Here is a 17,007-nt window from a genome sequence, read left to right as displayed (position 1 = left end):
ACGTATAACAGGAAGAGACCACACCTGAGCCTGAATATGAAAACACCTAACTTCATACACCAAAGAACCCTGCCCGATATCGGGCAGGTTCTTCCAAAAATCAACAGTAAAAACCTGTCAACTTATTTTAGGACGACTCAAGGAAGCCAAGAAGGCGAACGATTTCGGCATTTACGCGCCTTACCTGCAAAAGGTGATCGACCTGAAGCGCAGGGAAGCGGGAATTGTGGGTTTTGAAGGGCATCCGTATGATGCGCTGTGCGATGAGTACGAACCTGATTGCACCGTAGCAAAACTTGATCGATTATTCGATGGTGTGAAGAACGATCTGAAGCCGCTGTTGGATGCCATCAAAGCCAAGCCGCAGGTGAACGACAGTTTCTTGGACCAGTACTTCAACCACGACAAGCAATGGGATTTCGGGATTGAGGTTCTGAAGGATATGGGTTACGATTTTGACGGTGGCCGACAAGATCTTTCGAGCCATCCTTTCACCATCAATTTTGGGGCGAAGGATGTTCGGGTGACCACCCGTGTTTCGGAGGAAACGTTCAACGAAATGCTGTGGAGTTGTATTCACGAAGGTGGGCATGCGCTGTATGAGCAAGGTCTGCCAGACACCGATTACGGACTTCCTTCGGGTTCGGCTGTTGGATTGGGAATTCATGAAAGTCAGAGCCGATTGTGGGAGAACAACGTGGGTCGTTCGCTTGCTTTCTGGGAATGGAAATTCGCGCGGTTGAAGGAGATCTTCCCAACGCAGTTTGACGGTGTTTCGGCCATGGATTTCTTCAAGGCAATGAACAAGGTTGAGCCAAGCCTGATCCGAGTGAATGCCGATGAGTTGACCTACCATTTCCATATTCTGATCCGCTACGAGATCGAGAAGGCGATCATGGAAGAGAAGCTGAATGCGGCCGATCTTCCATCCGCGTGGAACGCGAAATACAAGGAATATTTGGGTGTGGATGTTCCGAGCGATAGCCAAGGTGTGTTGCAGGACATCCATTGGAGCCATGGCAGCATCGGCTACTTCCCTACCTACTCTATTGGTAGTTTCTACGCGGCTCAGTTCCATGCGGCTGCGGAAAACCAGATCGGAACGCTCGACCCGAATGATGCCCGTCCGTACCTGAAAAATCTGTTGGCGTGGCTTCGCGAGAACATCCACCAATATGGAAGACAATATGGTTCGGATGAGCTTTCGGAACGCATTACGGGCGAACCGCTGAACGCCAAGTACTTTATGGATTACGCCCAGAAAAAGTATGGGGTGATATATGGGGTTTGAGTCAATTTACTCAAAATAAAGCGAGAACAGAAAGGTTTTGGAGTTGAGCGACTGAATGGAGTTGGTGAAGACCGTTTGATCTTTCACCATTAGGTTGTTCAGACCGAAGGCCATTTTCACTTCGGTGGTGAGCTTGAAATATTCGAGGTAGAAATCGACACCGACACCCAGATCCCACGTGTAATCTTCCCGTTTCATTTTCAGAATCACCTCATCACTTTTCACATCGGCCTTGGTGGCCATATCGTACATGAACTTGCCACCGCCCATGATGTACACGCGCCAGTTGTTGATCCTGCGTGAGCGGAATTTGAAATACAACGGCACTTGCAGATAAACGGAATTGACGGTCTTGTCGTACACTACAGGCACGGTATCCTTCTCATAAATGGTGTATTCCATGGTTCGTCCGATGAAGGAGATGCCAGGAATGAAACGCAGGTTAAAATGTTCGCCCATGCGCAGGTCGGAAACGATACCGAGGTCGAAGCCAGGTGAGCCTTTCGGCTGGACCACATACACCGAATCCAACGCTTGGATGTTGTCTTTCAGCTTCACCGCAATATCTGCGTAATTCATACCCAGAATAAACCCGAAGTGAACCAGCTTGCGGTCGTACTTGGTGAGGTTGAGCATCTTCTTCTCCTTGTATTTGTGCGGAAACTGCGCCCTTGCCATTTTGGGGACGGTAACGGCCGCAAACGCGAGGATCACGGTGGTGATAAGAAGAATATGTCGGCTTATGTTGCGCAAATCAGGCTTTTAGTCCTGTGTAAATGCTGGAAATACCAAACGTCAGCGTTTTGGAAGTGTTGCGTTGGAAACCAGCCTCTTTCATCACATTCAGAAAATCCTGTCCGTCAGGGAATGCTTTCACCGATTCGGGCAGGTACGTGTAGGCCGAATCATCCTTGGAAAGCATCTTGCCGAACAGCGGCAGAATATTATTGAAATAAAACCAGTAAAACTGTTTGATGGGAAACTTTCGCGGTTGCGAGAATTCGAGCACCACCAACTTCCCTCCTGGCCGCAATACACGGTTGATCTCCTTCAATCCTTTCAAAAGGTTCTCAAAATTTCTCACCCCGAACGCAACGGTCACGGCATCGAATTTATTGTCCTCGAACGGAAGATTCTCCGAATCGCCCTCGATCATTTCGATTCTGTCAGAAAGATGTCGTTTCGCGATCTTCTCTCTGCCCAGTTCCAGCATGCCTGTGGAAATGTCCACGCCTATGATCTTCTCAGGTTTCAGGCTCATGGCCTCCAAGGCCACATCGCCCGTGCCTGTGGCCACATCCAAGATGACCTTGGGTTGAATTTCTTTCAGCTGCGCGATGGCCTTCTTGCGCCAGATGATATCGATACCCATTGAGAGGGAACGATTGAGGAAGTCGTACTTGTGGGCGATGTTGTTGAACATGTTCGCCACCTGCTCCTTCTTGGAACCTTGCTCGCTGTAGGGTTTTACCGCCTCTGCTTTATTTTCTACTGTTGAATTCACGGGAGGCAAAGGTAATCGTTGAACAGTAAGGGTATGCGCAGTAAGGGCGTATGGCCATGCGCCCCTACACGATGATGGAAATCAATTCAGAAACGGTCACCGAACGCTGCTCGCCTGTGACCATATTCTTCAGACCGATCTTGCCTGCTTCCATTTCCTGCGTACCGACCATGGCCACGAACGGAATAGTATTGTTGTTGGCGTAGGTCATCTGCTTCTTCATTTTGGCGCTATCGGGATAAAGCTCCGTATTGATGCCAGCTTCGCGAAGTTGTTTGCACAGACCAAGACAGTAAGCTGCTTCCTTCTCTCCGAAGTTGACGAAGAACACCTGGGTGCTGTCTGAAGTGAACTCTGGGAACAGATTCGCTTCCTGAAGCACATCGTAAATTCTGTCTGCACCGAATGAGATTCCGACACCAGAAACATCTGGCATACCGAAGATGCCTGTGAGGTCGTCATAACGGCCACCGCCCGAAATACTGCTCGAAAGCGTACCATCAATATTGGAACGTACTTCGAAAATGGCACCTGTGTAATAGTTCAGTCCGCGGGCGAGTGTAAGGTCAAGTTCGAGAACTGTTCTGTCTGAAATGAGTTGTTGTGAAGTTCCGAGTACTTCCGAAACCTCCGCAATTCCCTTCTGCCCTGTTTCGTTGCTTCCGAGGTAGGTTTTCAGGAATTCCAGCTTTTCTGGCGTGTTCCCTTGGAAACGCATGAGCGGCAACAGCTTTTCGATGGAAGCATCGGAAATACCGCGCTCCCTGAGTTCGTTGCACACCTTCTCCTCGCCTATCTTATCGAGTTTATCGAGTGCCACGGTAATATCTACAAATGCATCTGGCGCACCGATCACCTCGGCAATGGCGGCCAACAGTTTTCGGTTGTTGATCTTGACGGTAACGGGCACATTCAGCTTGCTGAAAACCTCATCGACCACCTGTACCATTTCCACTTCGTTGAGCAGCGAATCGCTACCGATCACATCAATGTCGCATTGGTAGAACTCACGGTAACGGCCTTTCTGCGGACGGTCAGCACGCCACACGGGCTGCACCTGATACCGCTTGAACGGAAACGTGATCTCGTTTCTATGCTGAACTACGAAACGTGCGAAGGGAACCGTGAGGTCGTAGCGTAATGCCTTATCCGAAATACTTGGTAAATCCTTAATCAGATACTCCTTGAAGTAATTATCTACGTCAAGAGTCCCTTTTTCAGCTTCTTCAAATAACCTTTTCCAACGTGCGGTTTTCTCTGGATCAGTCGTAATGTTCTTAATAAACGTTCCTGAATTCAGAACTCTGAAAATCAGTTTATCACCTTCTTCACCATATTTCCCAAGTAGAGTATCCGTATTTTCAAATGATGGCGTTTCGATGGGCTGGTAACCGTACTTCTTGAAAACGCTCTTAACCGTATCGAAAATGTAATTCCGCCTCACCATTTCGGCAGGAGAAAAATCGCGGGTTCCTTTGGGGGTATTCAGCTTCATTTTATTTCGCTTCTTAGTCGATAGTCCATAGACCATGGTCGATAGCTATTGTCGATGGACCGTGGACCGTGGACTGTGGACGATGGACCGTGGACTATCCAACCAACTTTCTATACTTCAGTCGTTTTGGCCCTGTGTCTCCTAAGCGCTTCTTCTTGTTCCCCTCATAATCGGAGTAGCCACCTTCGAAGTAGTACACCTGCGAATCGCCTTCGAACGCGAGGATGTGCGTACAGATACGGTCCAAGAACCAACGGTCGTGAGAGATGATGACCGCACAACCTGCGAAGCTTTCCAGACCTTCTTCCAACGCTCGAAGCGTGTTCACATCGATATCGTTGGTCGGCTCATCCAGCAAGAGCACGTTCGCTTCTTGCTTCAAGGTCATGGCCAAATGCAGGCGGTTTCTTTCACCACCCGAAAGCATTCCTACTTTCTTGCCCTGATCGCCACCACCGAAGTTGAAACGCGACACATAGGCGCGTGAGTTGATCCTTCTTCCGCCCAGTTCCATCTCTTCCAATCCGTCAGAAATGGTTTCCCAAACAGTCTTGTTCGGGTCGATGTCCTGATGCTGCTGATCCACGTAGGCCACCTTTACGGTATCGCCCACAATAAACTGTCCCGTATCTGGTGTCTCCAAGCCCATGATCATGCGGAAAAGTGTGGTCTTACCCGCACCGTTAGGGCCAATGATGCCCACGATCCCGTTCGGTGGCAGACTGAAATTCAAGTGTTCGTAAAGCAGCTTGTCGCCATAGGCTTTGGAGATGTCGATGGCATCGATGACGTTGGTTCCCAAACGCGGTCCGTTGGGGATGAAGATCTCCAACTTCTCCTCTTTCTGCTTCACATCCTCATTCAAAAGCTTGTCGTATGCGCTCAAACGTGCCTTGCTCTTTGCCTGCCGTGCCTTGGGGCTCATGCGCACCCACTCCAACTCGCGTTCGAGGGTCTTTCTGCGCTTGCTTTCCTGCTTCTCCTCCTGCTTGAGTCGCTTGCTCTTCTGATCCAACCAAGAGCTATAGTTTCCTTCCCACGGAATACCTTCACCTCTATCGAGTTCGAGAATCCATCCGGCCACGTTATCGAGGAAGTAACGGTCGTGCGTAATGCCGATGACCGTTCCCTTGTACTGCTGCAAGTGCTGCTCCAACCAATCGATACTCTCGGCATCCAAGTGGTTGGTAGGCTCATCCAAAAGAAGGATGTCCGGTTCTTGAAGCAACAGACGGCAAAGCGCCACTCTACGCTTCTCCCCACCTGAAAGGGTTCCTACCTTCTGATCGTCCGGAGGACAACGCAACGCGTCCATAGCCCTTTCGAGCTTGTGGTCGAGTTCCCAGCCGCCCATCGCTTCGATCTTATCCGCCAATACGCCTTGGCGCTCAATGAGTTTGTTCATCTCATCATCGCTCATCGGCTCCCCGAATTTCAGGTTCACCTCATCATATTCCTTCATGATGCCGGCCAGTTCCGACACGGCCTCCATCACCACTTCCTTCACGGTCTTGTCAGGGTCGAGCTGCGGTTCCTGCTCCAAGTATCCAACGGAATACCCCGGAGAGAAAACGACATCGCCTTGGTAGCTCTTATCCTGCCCTGCGATGATCTTGAGGAGGGTTGATTTACCCGAACCGTTGAGACCGATGATACCGATCTTGGCCCCGTAGAAGAACGAGAGGTAGATATTATTGAGAACCTTCTTGTTATTGGATTGGAACGTCTTGCTGACGCCCACCATCGAAAAAATGACCTTCTTATCGTCTGACATGGCTTGTGAAATTGGGGGGCAAAGATAGAAAGCCTTGCTTCAGTTAAGATTTGAAGACTTCATATTCAAGGATGTCTGAAATCGCTCTCAGAACAAGCCCGAATGCCTCTGAAAGGAGGTCTTACCGCATCCATTCGTACCCGAAAGCCTGTGACAAGAGGTCTTTCTGCATTCATTCGTACCCGAATGCTTCTGATGAGAGGATTTTCTACGCTCTTTCGTACACGAAAGCCTGTTATAAGGGGTCTTTCCACCCTCTTTCGTACCCGAATACATGTGATGAGAGATCCTTCTACGCTCTTTCGTACCCGAATACATGTGATGAGAGGTCCTTCTACGCTCTTTCGTACCCGAATGCTTCTGATGAGAAGCCTTTCTGCACCCATTCGTGCCCGAATCAAGGTAGGATGAGACCGCAATGTACATCCACAGAACTGTGGGCAAAAGAAAACCCCGACCGGAAATCCGATCGGGGCCAACCTTACTATACAATCAACCAATTATCCTTAGAAAGGATACTTGTTCTCGTCAATGATCACTTTGGCGATTCTTCTACGGGCGTCTTTCACATTGTAAACATCCGTCTTGGTGAATCGCTTGATTCCAAGGTTCATCATCTTCAACTCATCGCCTTCGGCATAAGAAGCAATGGCGTCCTTGCCCCACTTCCAGATGTTGTCGGCCGTGTCGTTGAAGTAAACTTTTACCATATCGATCTGTGCAGCGCAAGCAGCTTCGCCTTTCACGCTCACCATCTTCTCAGCACGAAGCAATGCGCTTTCGGCCGTGTAGATGGCGGTCAGAATGTCGGCAATGTTCATCAGCACTTCCTGCTCCTTGGCCAATGTCATGGCCAATTTCTGAACCGCAGATCCGGCCACCATCAATGCGGCCTTCTTGAAGTTCTTCAGGTATCCTTTCTCCTTACCGAAAAGGCTGTTGTCCTCTTCGCCAAGCTCAGGAATGCTCATCAACTCACCAGCCACTTTCTGTGCAGGTCCCATCAGATCCAACTCACCTTTCATGGCTTTCTGAAGCATCATGTTCACGGTGAGCATACGGTTGATCTCGTTGGTTCCCTCGAAGATGCGGTTGATACGTGCATCACGATACGCGCGCTCTACTGGCGACTCGGCACTGAAGCCCATACCACCGTAGATCTGAACCGCCTCGTCCACCACGTAGTCGATCATCTCAGAACCGAATACTTTAAGGATGGCGCACTCCACAGCGTAAGAAGCAACACCTTTCAGTTTTGCCTGCTCTGGGTCCATGCCTTCAGAGATGTATCGGTCGATGCAGTTTTCGATGTCCTGTCCAGCACGGTAGGTTGCAGATTCGTTCACCCAGCAAAGGATGGCCTGCTGCGCCAATTTGTATTGGATCGCACCATACTTGGTGATGGAACGACCGAACTGTTCGCGCTCGTTGGCGTAGTTCACCGATTGTGTGATGGCTTGCTTACCACCACCGATGGCAGCAGCACCCAATTTGATACGACCGATGTTCAAAATGTTCACCGCGATCTTGAAACCATTTCCTCTTTCGGAAAGCAGGTTCTCCACAGGAACTTTCACATTATTGAAGAACACTTGGCGGGTAGATGAACCCTTGATACCCATCTTCTTCTCCTCTGCGTTCAGGCTCACTCCTTCCCAACTGCCTTCAACCAAGAAAGCGCTCAGGTTCTTGTCGTCATCGATCTTGGCGAAAACGGTGAACAGGTCAGCGAATCCCGCATTGGTGATCCACATCTTCTGTCCGTTCAGGATGTAATGCTTTCCATCCTCAGAAAGAACCGCTTTGGTCTTTCCTGAGTTCGCATCCGATCCAGCGCTTGGCTCGGTCAAAGCGTAAGAAGCCTTCAACTCACCGCTGGCAAGACCAGGAAGATATTTCTGCTTCTGAGCTTCGTTTCCGTAATACTGAAGTGGCAGCGTTCCGATTCCCGTGTGGGCTGAAATAGCCACTGAGAACGAATGTCCAGAACCTGTTGCTTCGGCCACCAGACAGCTGGTATTGAAGCTGGCTCCCATGCCACCGTACTGCTCAGGAACGGTGATGGCCAACAGACCCAACTCACCTGCTTTGTCCATCAGACCGGCCATCAGACCTTCTTCCAAGGTGTCGATGCGGTCCAAGTTCGGAGTTACCTCCTGTGCGATGAAATCACGACATGTCTGCGCGATCATCTGCTGCTCTTCCGTCCACTCTTCTGGAGTAAAAACGTCTTGGTACTCAGACTCGCGAACGAGCCACTCACCACCTTGCAGCGCCTTTTTTTCTACTGTTTCCATTCTTATTGTGTTTTGTAATTGTTGTCTTAGTTAGCGCTGATACGAATTACGAATGCCGCAAGCGGTACGAATATGACGAATGCTGCTTCCGCAATCGCAGCTCAAGATTGAACGGTCAGCGCACGTATTCGTCATATTCGTATTCAATTCGTAATTCGCATCAGTCTTACATCATTTCGAATACACCGGCAGCACCCTGTCCGGTTCCCACACACATGGTCACCATACCGTACTTACCGCCTGTCTTCTTCAACTCGTTCATCATCTGAACAGTGAGTTTTCCACCAGTACAACCCAGTGGGTGACCCAAGGCAATGGCACCTCCGTTCACGTTCACCTTGTCCTCATTCAGACCAAGTGTGCGAACAACAGCCAATGACTGCGATGCGAATGCTTCGTTCAGTTCGATGATGTCAAGGTCGTCCTGCTTGATACCAGCGATCTTCAACGCAGCTGGAATGGCAGTGATCGGACCGACACCCATTTCGCGAGGCTCCAAACCTGTTACGGCATAAGAAACCACACGGGCGATCGGCTCAACGCCAAGCTCCTTTAATTTCTTCTCAGAAACCACCATTACAAAGGCAGCACCGTCAGATGTCTGAGATGAGTTACCAGCGGTTACAGAACCACCGGTCTTGAATACGGGGCGAAGTCTTGACAGCGCTTCGATATTGGTTCCTTTACGAGGACCTTCATCGGTATCTACCACATAAGAACGCTCGGCTCTTTTCTCGTTGGCATCCAAGTAAACTTCGTTCACGGTAATTGGAACGATGTCGTCTTTGAAACGTCCGCTGGCAATGGCAGCCAACGCTCTGTCGTGCGACCGCACAGAAAAAGCATCCTGATCCTCGCGGCTCACGTTGTACTTCTCGGCAACTTCCTCTGCGGTAAGTCCCATTCCCCAGTACCAATCAGAGTGGTACTTGGCAACTTCGTAATTCGGAGTGACCGTCCAACCACCGAATGGCATCGGGCTCATGCTCTCCACACCTCCTGCAATGATGCAATCGGCCAAGCCAGCGTGAATTTTTGATGCGGCAATGGCAATTGTCTCCAAACCTGATGAGCAGTAACGGTTCACGGTCATTCCAGGAACCTTTACGGTATCCAATCCCATCAAAGAGATCATTCTGCCGATGTTGAGACCGAGTTCGGCCTCTGGCGTGGCACAACCAGCGATCACATCGTCAATTGTGTCCTTATCCAAGTTAGGAACAGATGCTACCAGATGCTTGATCACATCTGCCGCAATGTCGTCCGGGCGGGTGAATTTGAATACACCGCGTGGCGCCTTACCGACCGCTGATCTGAATCCTGCTACAATGTATGCGTCCATGTTATTTAATGTTTATCGTTTGATTCTTCTGTTCTTCTAATTTTTTCAATTCTTCGATAGAAACTCCATCCTTGGCCACAAGAACTCCTTTGTCGTAGGTATAGGTGTATTTGAGGTCGCCTTGGGAATCGTAATACTTCCAATCGCCTGTCTTCTGGCCTCGTTCATAATTACCTTCAGAGCGTATTTCGCCCGTGTTGTGGTAATAATTGACCCAGTAGCCTGTGCGCTTGTTCTTTTCGTATTCGCCCTCCGTTTTAGCGGCACCCGTGTAATAGAACTTCCTATACGTTCCGTGCTTCTTACCATCAAAATACTCAGCCTCTTCCATAAGCTCACCCGTATGCGGGTAGTAGCGTCTGGACATGCCGTGCTTCTTGTCGTTCTGGTATTCGATCTCTGCAATGAGCAATCGCGAAGCAGAATAGAGTTTCCATAGCCCTTGCTTGCGGTCAAACTCATCGCGTACGTTCCTGTGCTTGTCTCTCCTTGGGGCAAATTTTGGCCGCTCGGATGACTGACCGAAGAGTAAGATCGGTGCTGCGCTGAGAAACAATATGATGATGAATTTGACACGGTGCTTTAGCATGGCCTTTCCTTGCATTTATACAAAGGAAAGGATCAGTTTCTAAGTGGTCTACCTGTGGTTACCAGGCTCTGCATCCTTTCCATCGACTTGCGGGTCATGGCCAGTTTCAGGAAGGCTTTACGCTCCAGGCCGAGAAGGTATCTTTCCGATACTTCTGTAGCCTGGGAGAGGTCGCCTCCTGCAAGCACGTAACCGAACTCTTCAGAAATGATCCTGTCGTGTTCAGAAATGTACTTGGCGCTTTCCATGCTCCGTGCTCCTGCAACGAAAATTCCCAGCCCTTTCTTGCCCAAGACCTTAATATCCTTGCGCTCTGCTGGTTGCGAGTAGCCTTGCTCGTACAGTTCGATAACTGCGCGCTTGGCACGACCGATCCTTCTTTCGGCAGAAACAGAAACCTCATCGATTCCTTTTCTGAGGATGCCCAATTCGAAGGCCTCTTCGGCAGATGTGGCCACTTTTGCCATACCTACTGTCAGGAAGCGTTCACGCAATGCTGGCAATTCCAAGTTGTCTTTTTGGAAATCGTCAGAAGCGCGCAAAGCCATTTCTTTCGATCCAGCACCTGCTGGGATAACTCCCGCTCCGAACTCAACCAATCCGATATATGTTTCCGCTGCCGCGATGACCTTATCTGAGTGCAGACAGATCTCGCAACCTCCGCCCAACGCCATTCCGTGTGGTGCAGAAACAACTGGAATGGATGAGTAACGGATTCGCATGACGGTATCTTGGAAAGCTTTCACCGCCATGTCCAATTCTTCAACTTCTTGCTGAGCAGCAAGCATGAAGATCATTCCCAAGTTGGCACCAGCAGAGAAATTCTCGCCATTGTTAGCGATCACAACACCTTTCCATTTCGCATCGCCTTCGGCAAGGTCGATCGCCTTATTGATTCCCTGAAGGATCTCGCTACCGATGGTGTTCATCTTCGTGTGGAACTCCAAGTTCAGAACGCCATCGCCAAGGTCGAAGATGGTTGCTCCTGTGTTGCTCCAAACCACGTTGTTCTCACGTAGGTTATCCAATATGATAAGGTCTTCCGTTCCAGGAACCACTTTGTAGTCTCCCGAAGGAATATCGTAGTACAACTGCTTGCCGTCTTTCGCTTTGTAGAAGGTGTCGCAGCCTTTTGCAAGCATGTCGTACACCCACTGAGCAGGCTTCTTGCCAGCTTCTTCCATTGCCTTTACGGTCTCGGCAACGCCAAGTGCATCCCAAGTAGCGAATGGTCCCAACTGCCAACCGAATCCAGCACCGATGGCATCATCAATCTTATATAGGTCGTCAGAAATTTCAGGAATACGGTTTGCCGCGTACTGGAACAACCCGTAGAACGCCTTGCGGTAGAATTCACCTGCCTTGTCGGTTCCACCAGCAAGGATCTTCATTCGCTTGCGAAGATTATCCTCAGCCTTTGCAGCCTTCAACGTTGGGAAGTCAACTTTGGCGGCTTCCTGATACTCCAATGTTTTCAGGTTCAATTCAAGGATGGTCTTCCCTTCCTTCTTATAGAAACCTTGTCCAGCCTTGGAACCGATCCAGCCGTTCTCCACCATTTTGGTGATGTATCCAGGAACATCGAAAAGGTGATTGGCTTCATCGTTCGGGCAGTTCTGCTTCAATCCGCCAGCCACAAGAACCAACGTATCCAAACCGACCACATCACATGTTCTGAAAGTGGCAGACTTGGCACGACCAAGAATCGGCCCTGTCATCTTATCCACTTCGGTAACCGTCAGGTCCATTTCCTCCACCAAGTGGAACAATGCCTGAATGCTGTAAACACCCACACGGTTTGCGATGAACGCTGGCGTGTCTTTACACAATACGGTGGTCTTACCAAGGAAACGATCACCGTAATCCATCAAGAAATCAGTGACAGCCGGATCCGTTTTCGGAGTTGGGATGATCTCCAGCAATTTCAGATAACGCGGTGGGTTGAAGAAGTGCGTTCCAGCAAAATGCTTCTGGAAATCCTCGCTTCTTCCTTCCAACATCATATGAATAGGAATACCTGATGTGTTTGATGTGATCAGCGTTCCTGGCTTGCGGTATTTTTCCACATTGGCAAATACCTGCTGCTTAATGTCCAAGCGCTCTACAACGACCTCGATCACCCAATCGCACTCAGCGATCTTCGGCATATCGTCATCAAAGTTTCCTGTGGTGATGCGGCTTGCGAACGACTTCTTGTAAAGTGGGTTCGGGTTCGACTTGATGGCAAACGCCAATGCATCATTCACAATGCGGTTTCTTACCGCTGGATGCTCGGTTGTCAGTCCTTTCGCCTTCTCAGCATCGTTCGGCTCGCGCGGAACAATATCAAGAAGAAGCACCTCCAAACCTACGTTGGCAAAATGACATGCAATACGCGACCCCATCACACCAGAACCGAGTACAGCTACCTTTTTAATACTTCTTTTCATTTGTATTTAGTGATTAGTGAAATGCGACCAGCAATTCGGCTGACCGCTTTTTGGTTCATTTCTAATTCTTAATTCCTAATTGATTCACGTTTACTTTATCGTAGATCGACTTCTTGTCAATGATCTCGTTGATCGTGTTGGCCACTTCGAAGAAGATGTTCAACTTCTCCTCAGGCACCGCGTCTCTCACTGCCTTATTGAAAGCCACAACACCCACCTTGGCCAGTTCGCGCTTCTTCTTGCCTTCTTCGGTCAGGAAGATGCGCATCACCCGTCCGTCCGATGGATCGGCCCTTCTCTCCAAATAACCCTTCTCTTCCATGGTCTTCAGCATGCGCGTCAGACTCCGTGGCTCCATGCCCAATGCTGGCGCGATCTTGGTGGCCGGTGTGCCATTCTCAACATCGATATTGAGCAAAACAAAACCGGTGGAAGCACTTACATCGTGCTGTGCACCGGTCGTATTATACAGTCGCGAAATAGCGTGCCATGTGGTTTTCGTAGTGAAACACACACTTTCTTCAGGCCTTAGATGTCGCTTCTTACCCATGCGGTGCCGAATGTATAAATTTATTATGCATGCATACCAAATTTGAAAAAGTATTATGCACGCATACGTTTTCTGGAAGACAAAACTGAACAGTTCTTCGCAAATCCGAATTAGTGTAACCGGGTATTACCTGATCATTAAAATAGTGCTTAAAAATCTTATCTTGTTACAAATACGAGATCTTACGTATTTGTTATGTGTAAAACATTTTTAATTTTGACATTCACAACCATTTAACTTAATCTAAACTAACAAACATGAAAAAGTTCTTCTTTTTAGCAGTCTTCGGACTTGGTGTTGTTGCAATGAGTTCTTGTAAGAAACAAGAATGTTGCAAACTACTAACTGCAAAATTCTGTGAGGATGACACTCCATCAGGACAGAATTGGGACGATTACAAAGCCTCTCTTGAGGCGGGAGGTTACAACTGCGATTAACTCGATCAGATTTCTATCATTCAAGAGCCTGCCAAATTTGGCAGGCTCTTCTTTTTTCACCCTTTACTTAGCACATTTGTAGAAACACCCATGCGTTTACTCATATTCATTGTAGGTCTTTTAGCTGCCGCACTCATCGGCCTTCTTACAATTTACTCACAATCGGCCTCCGATATTCTATTGGATTCATTGAATTCAGGATGGATGATGTCCTATCTTTTCCCCAGAATTCTGATAATTCTATCTGCCGTGACCCTAACCTCATGCGTCCTATTACTTTTCAATGCATCAAAGTTTATGAAGGTTGTGATCGGTATCCTGATCTTCGGCTCATGCATTGGAGGATATCTGGCCGTGAATCTTCCTTACATCGATGATTGGAATCAGGTTGGTACGGAGGTTACCAATGTTGATGCTCCGGCTGCCCATCCTGTTGAAGCCTTTCTTGGTAAACAATTTGGCAGTTACGAAGGTCTGGTCTGCCTTGCCTTACCCAATTGTCCTCACTGCATCAATTCCATTCCAAAATTGGAAAAGATGCAGGCCCGCACCAACAAATTGAACTTCTCTGTTCTTGTATTTGCGGATGATTCAACGGGTGTTGAACAATTCTTGAATCATGTACCATCAACCGAAATTCCCGTTTTCCTTGCTCCGGAACCAGATGCGACCTATGCATTGAGCCGTGGACGATTTCCGAGTTTTCTGTATGTCAAGAACGGAGAAATCATACATCGCTGGAGCAATGGTCAGTTCGGCTATCCAGCAATGGATTGGATTGAACACGGACTGAATTAGGCTCTCCTATGCGCAGGAATAATAGGCGGCTGCCCGTTGAACGGATTCGACCTTCCAATACCTTTTGAACCCATTGCCACGGCTCGCTTCACGGCATCCTGCCCGTACTTGTTGCGAACCTTGTCCATGGCCTGATAGAGCTTGATCATTTCCTCGCTGTCCTCAAACATATTGATCTGATAGCCGCCACCCACCAAATGGCTGAACCGTACACCAACCAACCGAATGAGCACTCTGCGGTCGTAGAGTTTATCGAATAGTTCTTCTACGGTTTTGATGAGCGTATGATCCGCACTCGTGTACGGAATCCGAAGCTGTTTGCTCGTGGTCTGAAAATCGGAATAACGGATCTTGACCGTAACACACGAGGTGAGTTTGTCGCCATTCCGAAGTTGATAGGCCAAGTTTTCGGCCATGGCCTTGATGATGCTTTTCAGCTTCACCATATCGGTGGTATCGCGCTCAAACGTGCGTTCGATGGAAATTGATTTCCGCTCGTGATACGGGATAACGGGCGTGTTATCAATGGCATGGGTTTTCTTCCAAAGCGTGATGCCAGGTTTGCCCATCACGCGTTCCATCAGTTCCATCGGCATGTCCTGCACGGTCTTTACTTTCTCCACGCCCATGCTGCGCAGCATGCGGTAAGTCTGGTCGCCCACTTGTGGGATCTTCTTGATGGAAAGCGGTGCGAGAAACGGCATTTCCGTGTCCTTCGGAATTTCCCGATGGTTGTTCGGTTTAGCTTCACCTGTTCCCACTTTGGCCACGGTTTTACTCGTAGAAAGCGCAAACGAAATAGGAAGCCCCGTCTCTTTTATGATGCGTCCGCGCAATTCCTGCGCCCATTTGTAGCAACCGAAAAAACGGTCCATTCCCGTAGCGTCAATGTAAAACTCATCAATGCTCGATTTCTCATACAAGGGCGATTCCTCCTTGATGATCTCCGTCACATCGTTGGAGAATTTGCTGTACGTGCCGCTGTCGCCCCGTATTACAATGGCTTCAGGACAAAGTTGCCGCGCCATTTTCATCGGCATAGCAGAATGAATTCCGAAAGCCCGCGCTTCATAACTGCACGAAGCCACCACGCCACGGTCCGTAACGCCACCCACCAAAACAGGTTTCCCGACCAATCGGCTATCGATCAGTCTTTCACACGAGATGAAAAACGTATCAAGGTCGATATGGATGATGGATTTCATTTTGAAATAGTCCACGGTTGATAGACGACAGTCCACGGCTTGGCTCTGTGGACGATGGACTGAATGCTATGGATCTTATTCATTACTTCAATTTCTTCATTACCGCATAGCCTCATGATCTATTTACTGACCATTTCCGCCAATTCTCTCAATCCTATCACCTCTATTTCTGAGTTCAAAGGATAGCGTTCATCGCCTGAATAGACAATGAATGCTCTGTCAGGTTGCAGATCTTCCAAGGCATTGAAAAAACCTTTGGTCGGTTTCGGTGCCAAGCCCAGTTTTACCTCAATTGCCCATAATCCTTCAGAACCACCGAGTTCCAACACAAGGTCCACTTCAGCACCATCAGCGGTCCGATAAAAACTGGCCTTTGCATGTTCGGGTGCGGCTGCCAGTATGTTCTCAATTGCAAATCCCTCCCAACTGGCTCCCACAACCGGATGTCCGGCCAAGGTGTCGGAATCTCGGATTCCCAGTAGAGCATGAAGCAATCCACTGTCCCGCACATACGTTTTAGGAGACCTGACGAGCCGTTTTCCAACATTTTTGTGAAAGGGCATCAGCCTTCTCACCAACAACAGGTCGGTCAGTAAACTGATATAACTGGTAACGGTGGGAGATGTGACTGAAAGCCCGGACGCCAATCGGGAACTGTTCAATAATGTTCCCTGATTATGGGCCAGCATGGTCCAAAGCCGTTCCAAGGTCTCTGACGGGATCCTCGGGCCGAACTGAGGAACATCGCGTTCAAGATACGTTCGGACGAAGTTGCGTCTCAGGTTGAAACTCTGTTCTTCGGAGTTTGCCAAATAGCTATCGGGAAAACCACCTCGAAGCCAAAGTCGGTTCATCGAATTCAGATCATGTCCCACCTCCAGTACATCAAATGGTCCCATATCGATATAGGAGATGCGACCGGCCAATGTCTCGCCCGATTGTCTGAGGAGGTCGATGGCGGCTGAACCGAGAATTAGAAACCGCTTGTTGCGATTGCCTGTCCTTCGCCCTTCATCGATCAATCCGCGCATGGGCTGAAATATATCTGGCATACGATGGATCTCATCCAAAATGACCAGTTTATCCGCATGCTGTCGAAGAAACAGTTCAGGATCACTGAGCTTGTTGCGGTCGGTCATCGACTCCAGATCCAAGTAAATGGAAGGTGTCTGTTCATGAATGAAATGAGCCAGCGTGGTCTTGCCCGCTTGGCGAGGTCCCAAGAGGGCTACAGCATCCTGACTGTCCAATGCCTCTATCACTTTCGATGTTATTCTTCTTACTACCATTACCGTA

The 17,007-nt window shown here is 49.0% G+C and carries 14 protein-coding genes; 3 read left to right on the top strand and 11 right to left on the bottom strand.

Features of this window, described 5'->3' with window-relative positions; genetic code table 11:
* Positions 1-76: 76 nt before the first annotated feature.
* On the top strand, positions 77-1,291 hold the full coding sequence (locus tag GC178_08820) for a carboxypeptidase M32 (protein MBI1287666.1): 1,215 nt from the start codon (positions 77-79) through the stop codon (positions 1,289-1,291).
* A 6-nt stretch (positions 1,292-1,297) separates the two neighbouring features.
* Here the strand turns inward: GC178_08820 and GC178_08815 are convergent, their stop codons facing one another.
* The 9 genes from GC178_08815 to GC178_08775 form a co-directional block, all read right to left on the bottom strand.
* The gene (locus tag GC178_08815) at positions 1,298-2,044 is read right to left on the bottom strand and encodes an outer membrane beta-barrel protein (GenBank protein MBI1287665.1); all 747 of its coding nucleotides are present in this window, start codon (positions 2,042-2,044) and stop codon (positions 1,298-1,300) included.
* Position 2,045: 1 nt separating this feature from the next.
* Positions 2,046-2,714 carry a bifunctional demethylmenaquinone methyltransferase/2-methoxy-6-polyprenyl-1,4-benzoquinol methylase UbiE gene (gene ubiE, locus GC178_08810; protein MBI1287664.1) on the bottom strand — a complete coding sequence of 223 codons (669 nt, stop codon included), beginning with the start codon at positions 2,712-2,714 and terminating at the stop codon, positions 2,046-2,048.
* 145 nt (positions 2,715-2,859) lie between these two features.
* Positions 2,860-4,290: a histidine--tRNA ligase gene (locus tag GC178_08805; protein MBI1287663.1), complete on the bottom strand. Its 1,431-nt coding sequence runs from the start codon at positions 4,288-4,290 to the stop codon at positions 2,860-2,862.
* A gap of 94 nt (positions 4,291-4,384) precedes the next feature.
* Positions 4,385-6,064 (bottom strand): energy-dependent translational throttle protein EttA, encoded by a 1,680-nt coding sequence (ettA, locus tag GC178_08800; protein ID MBI1287662.1) that lies wholly within the window; start codon positions 6,062-6,064, stop codon positions 4,385-4,387.
* Positions 6,065-6,570: 506 nt separating this feature from the next.
* Positions 6,571-8,361: an acyl-CoA dehydrogenase gene (locus GC178_08795; protein MBI1287661.1), complete on the bottom strand. Its 1,791-nt coding sequence runs from the start codon at positions 8,359-8,361 to the stop codon at positions 6,571-6,573.
* Between the two features lie 166 nt (positions 8,362-8,527).
* Positions 8,528-9,703 carry an acetyl-CoA C-acyltransferase gene (locus GC178_08790; protein MBI1287660.1) on the bottom strand — a complete coding sequence of 392 codons (1,176 nt, stop codon included), beginning with the start codon at positions 9,701-9,703 and terminating at the stop codon, positions 8,528-8,530.
* Position 9,704: 1 nt separating this feature from the next.
* A complete protein-coding gene (locus GC178_08785) occupies positions 9,705-10,292 on the bottom strand; it encodes a hypothetical protein (protein ID MBI1287659.1) in 588 nt (195 codons plus the stop codon).
* Positions 10,293-10,324: 32 nt separating this feature from the next.
* On the bottom strand, positions 10,325-12,721 hold the full coding sequence (locus GC178_08780) for a 3-hydroxyacyl-CoA dehydrogenase (GenBank protein ID MBI1287658.1): 2,397 nt from the start codon (positions 12,719-12,721) through the stop codon (positions 10,325-10,327).
* 61 nt (positions 12,722-12,782) lie between these two features.
* Positions 12,783-13,271: a MarR family transcriptional regulator gene (locus GC178_08775; protein MBI1287657.1), complete on the bottom strand. Its 489-nt coding sequence runs from the start codon at positions 13,269-13,271 to the stop codon at positions 12,783-12,785.
* Positions 13,272-13,528: 257 nt separating this feature from the next.
* Between GC178_08775 and GC178_08770 the strand changes: the two genes are divergently transcribed.
* Together GC178_08770 and GC178_08765 are read left to right on the top strand one after the other, a co-directional pair.
* On the top strand, positions 13,529-13,708 hold the full coding sequence (locus GC178_08770; protein ID MBI1287656.1) for a hypothetical protein: 180 nt from the start codon (positions 13,529-13,531) through the stop codon (positions 13,706-13,708).
* A 90-nt stretch (positions 13,709-13,798) separates the two neighbouring features.
* Complete coding sequence (locus GC178_08765; protein MBI1287655.1) at positions 13,799-14,506, top strand: hypothetical protein; 708 nt, start codon at positions 13,799-13,801, stop codon at positions 14,504-14,506.
* Here GC178_08765 and dinB read toward each other — a convergent pair.
* Entirely contained in the window at positions 14,503-15,711 is a 1,209-nt protein-coding gene (gene dinB / locus GC178_08760) for a DNA polymerase IV (protein ID MBI1287654.1), read from the bottom strand. The genes GC178_08765 and dinB overlap by 4 nt on opposite strands.
* A 119-nt stretch (positions 15,712-15,830) precedes the next feature.
* Positions 15,831-17,000 carry a DUF4143 domain-containing protein gene (locus GC178_08755; protein ID MBI1287653.1) on the bottom strand — a complete coding sequence of 390 codons (1,170 nt, stop codon included), beginning with the start codon at positions 16,998-17,000 and terminating at the stop codon, positions 15,831-15,833.
* Positions 17,001-17,007: the final 7 nt, after the last annotated feature.

The organism is Flavobacteriales bacterium (assembly GCA_016124845.1).
In the GTDB taxonomy this organism is placed as follows: Bacteria; Bacteroidota; Bacteroidia; order UBA10329; family UBA10329; genus UBA10329.
Note: the sequence above shows the minus strand (reverse complement) of the source record. Positions and strands in the feature narration are given on the sequence as shown.

Bases quoted from the DNA above. Each gene is read 5' to 3' on its own strand.
- ubiE (MBI1287664.1), bottom strand. From the start codon at position 2,714: ATGTTCAACAACATCGCCCACAAGTACGACTTCCTCAATCGTTCCCTC.
- GC178_08805 (MBI1287663.1), bottom strand. From the start codon at position 4,290: ATGAAGCTGAATACCCCCAAAGGAACCCGCGATTTTTCTCCTGCCGAA.
- ettA (MBI1287662.1), bottom strand. From the start codon at position 6,064: ATGTCAGACGATAAGAAGGTCATTTTTTCGATGGTGGGCGTCAGCAAG.
- GC178_08795 (MBI1287661.1), bottom strand. From the start codon at position 8,361: ATGGAAACAGTAGAAAAAAAGGCGCTGCAAGGTGGTGAGTGGCTCGTT.
- GC178_08790 (MBI1287660.1), bottom strand. From the start codon at position 9,703: ATGGACGCATACATTGTAGCAGGATTCAGATCAGCGGTCGGTAAGGCG.
- GC178_08785 (MBI1287659.1), bottom strand. From the start codon at position 10,292: ATGCTAAAGCACCGTGTCAAATTCATCATCATATTGTTTCTCAGCGCA.
- GC178_08780 (MBI1287658.1), bottom strand. From the start codon at position 12,721: ATGAAAAGAAGTATTAAAAAGGTAGCTGTACTCGGTTCTGGTGTGATG.
- GC178_08775 (MBI1287657.1), bottom strand. From the start codon at position 13,271: ATGGGTAAGAAGCGACATCTAAGGCCTGAAGAAAGTGTGTGTTTCACT.
- GC178_08770 (MBI1287656.1), top strand. From the start codon at position 13,529: ATGAAAAAGTTCTTCTTTTTAGCAGTCTTCGGACTTGGTGTTGTTGCA.
- GC178_08765 (MBI1287655.1), top strand. From the start codon at position 13,799: ATGCGTTTACTCATATTCATTGTAGGTCTTTTAGCTGCCGCACTCATC.
- dinB (MBI1287654.1), bottom strand. From the start codon at position 15,711: ATGAAATCCATCATCCATATCGACCTTGATACGTTTTTCATCTCGTGT.
- GC178_08755 (MBI1287653.1), bottom strand. From the start codon at position 17,000: ATGGTAGTAAGAAGAATAACATCGAAAGTGATAGAGGCATTGGACAGT.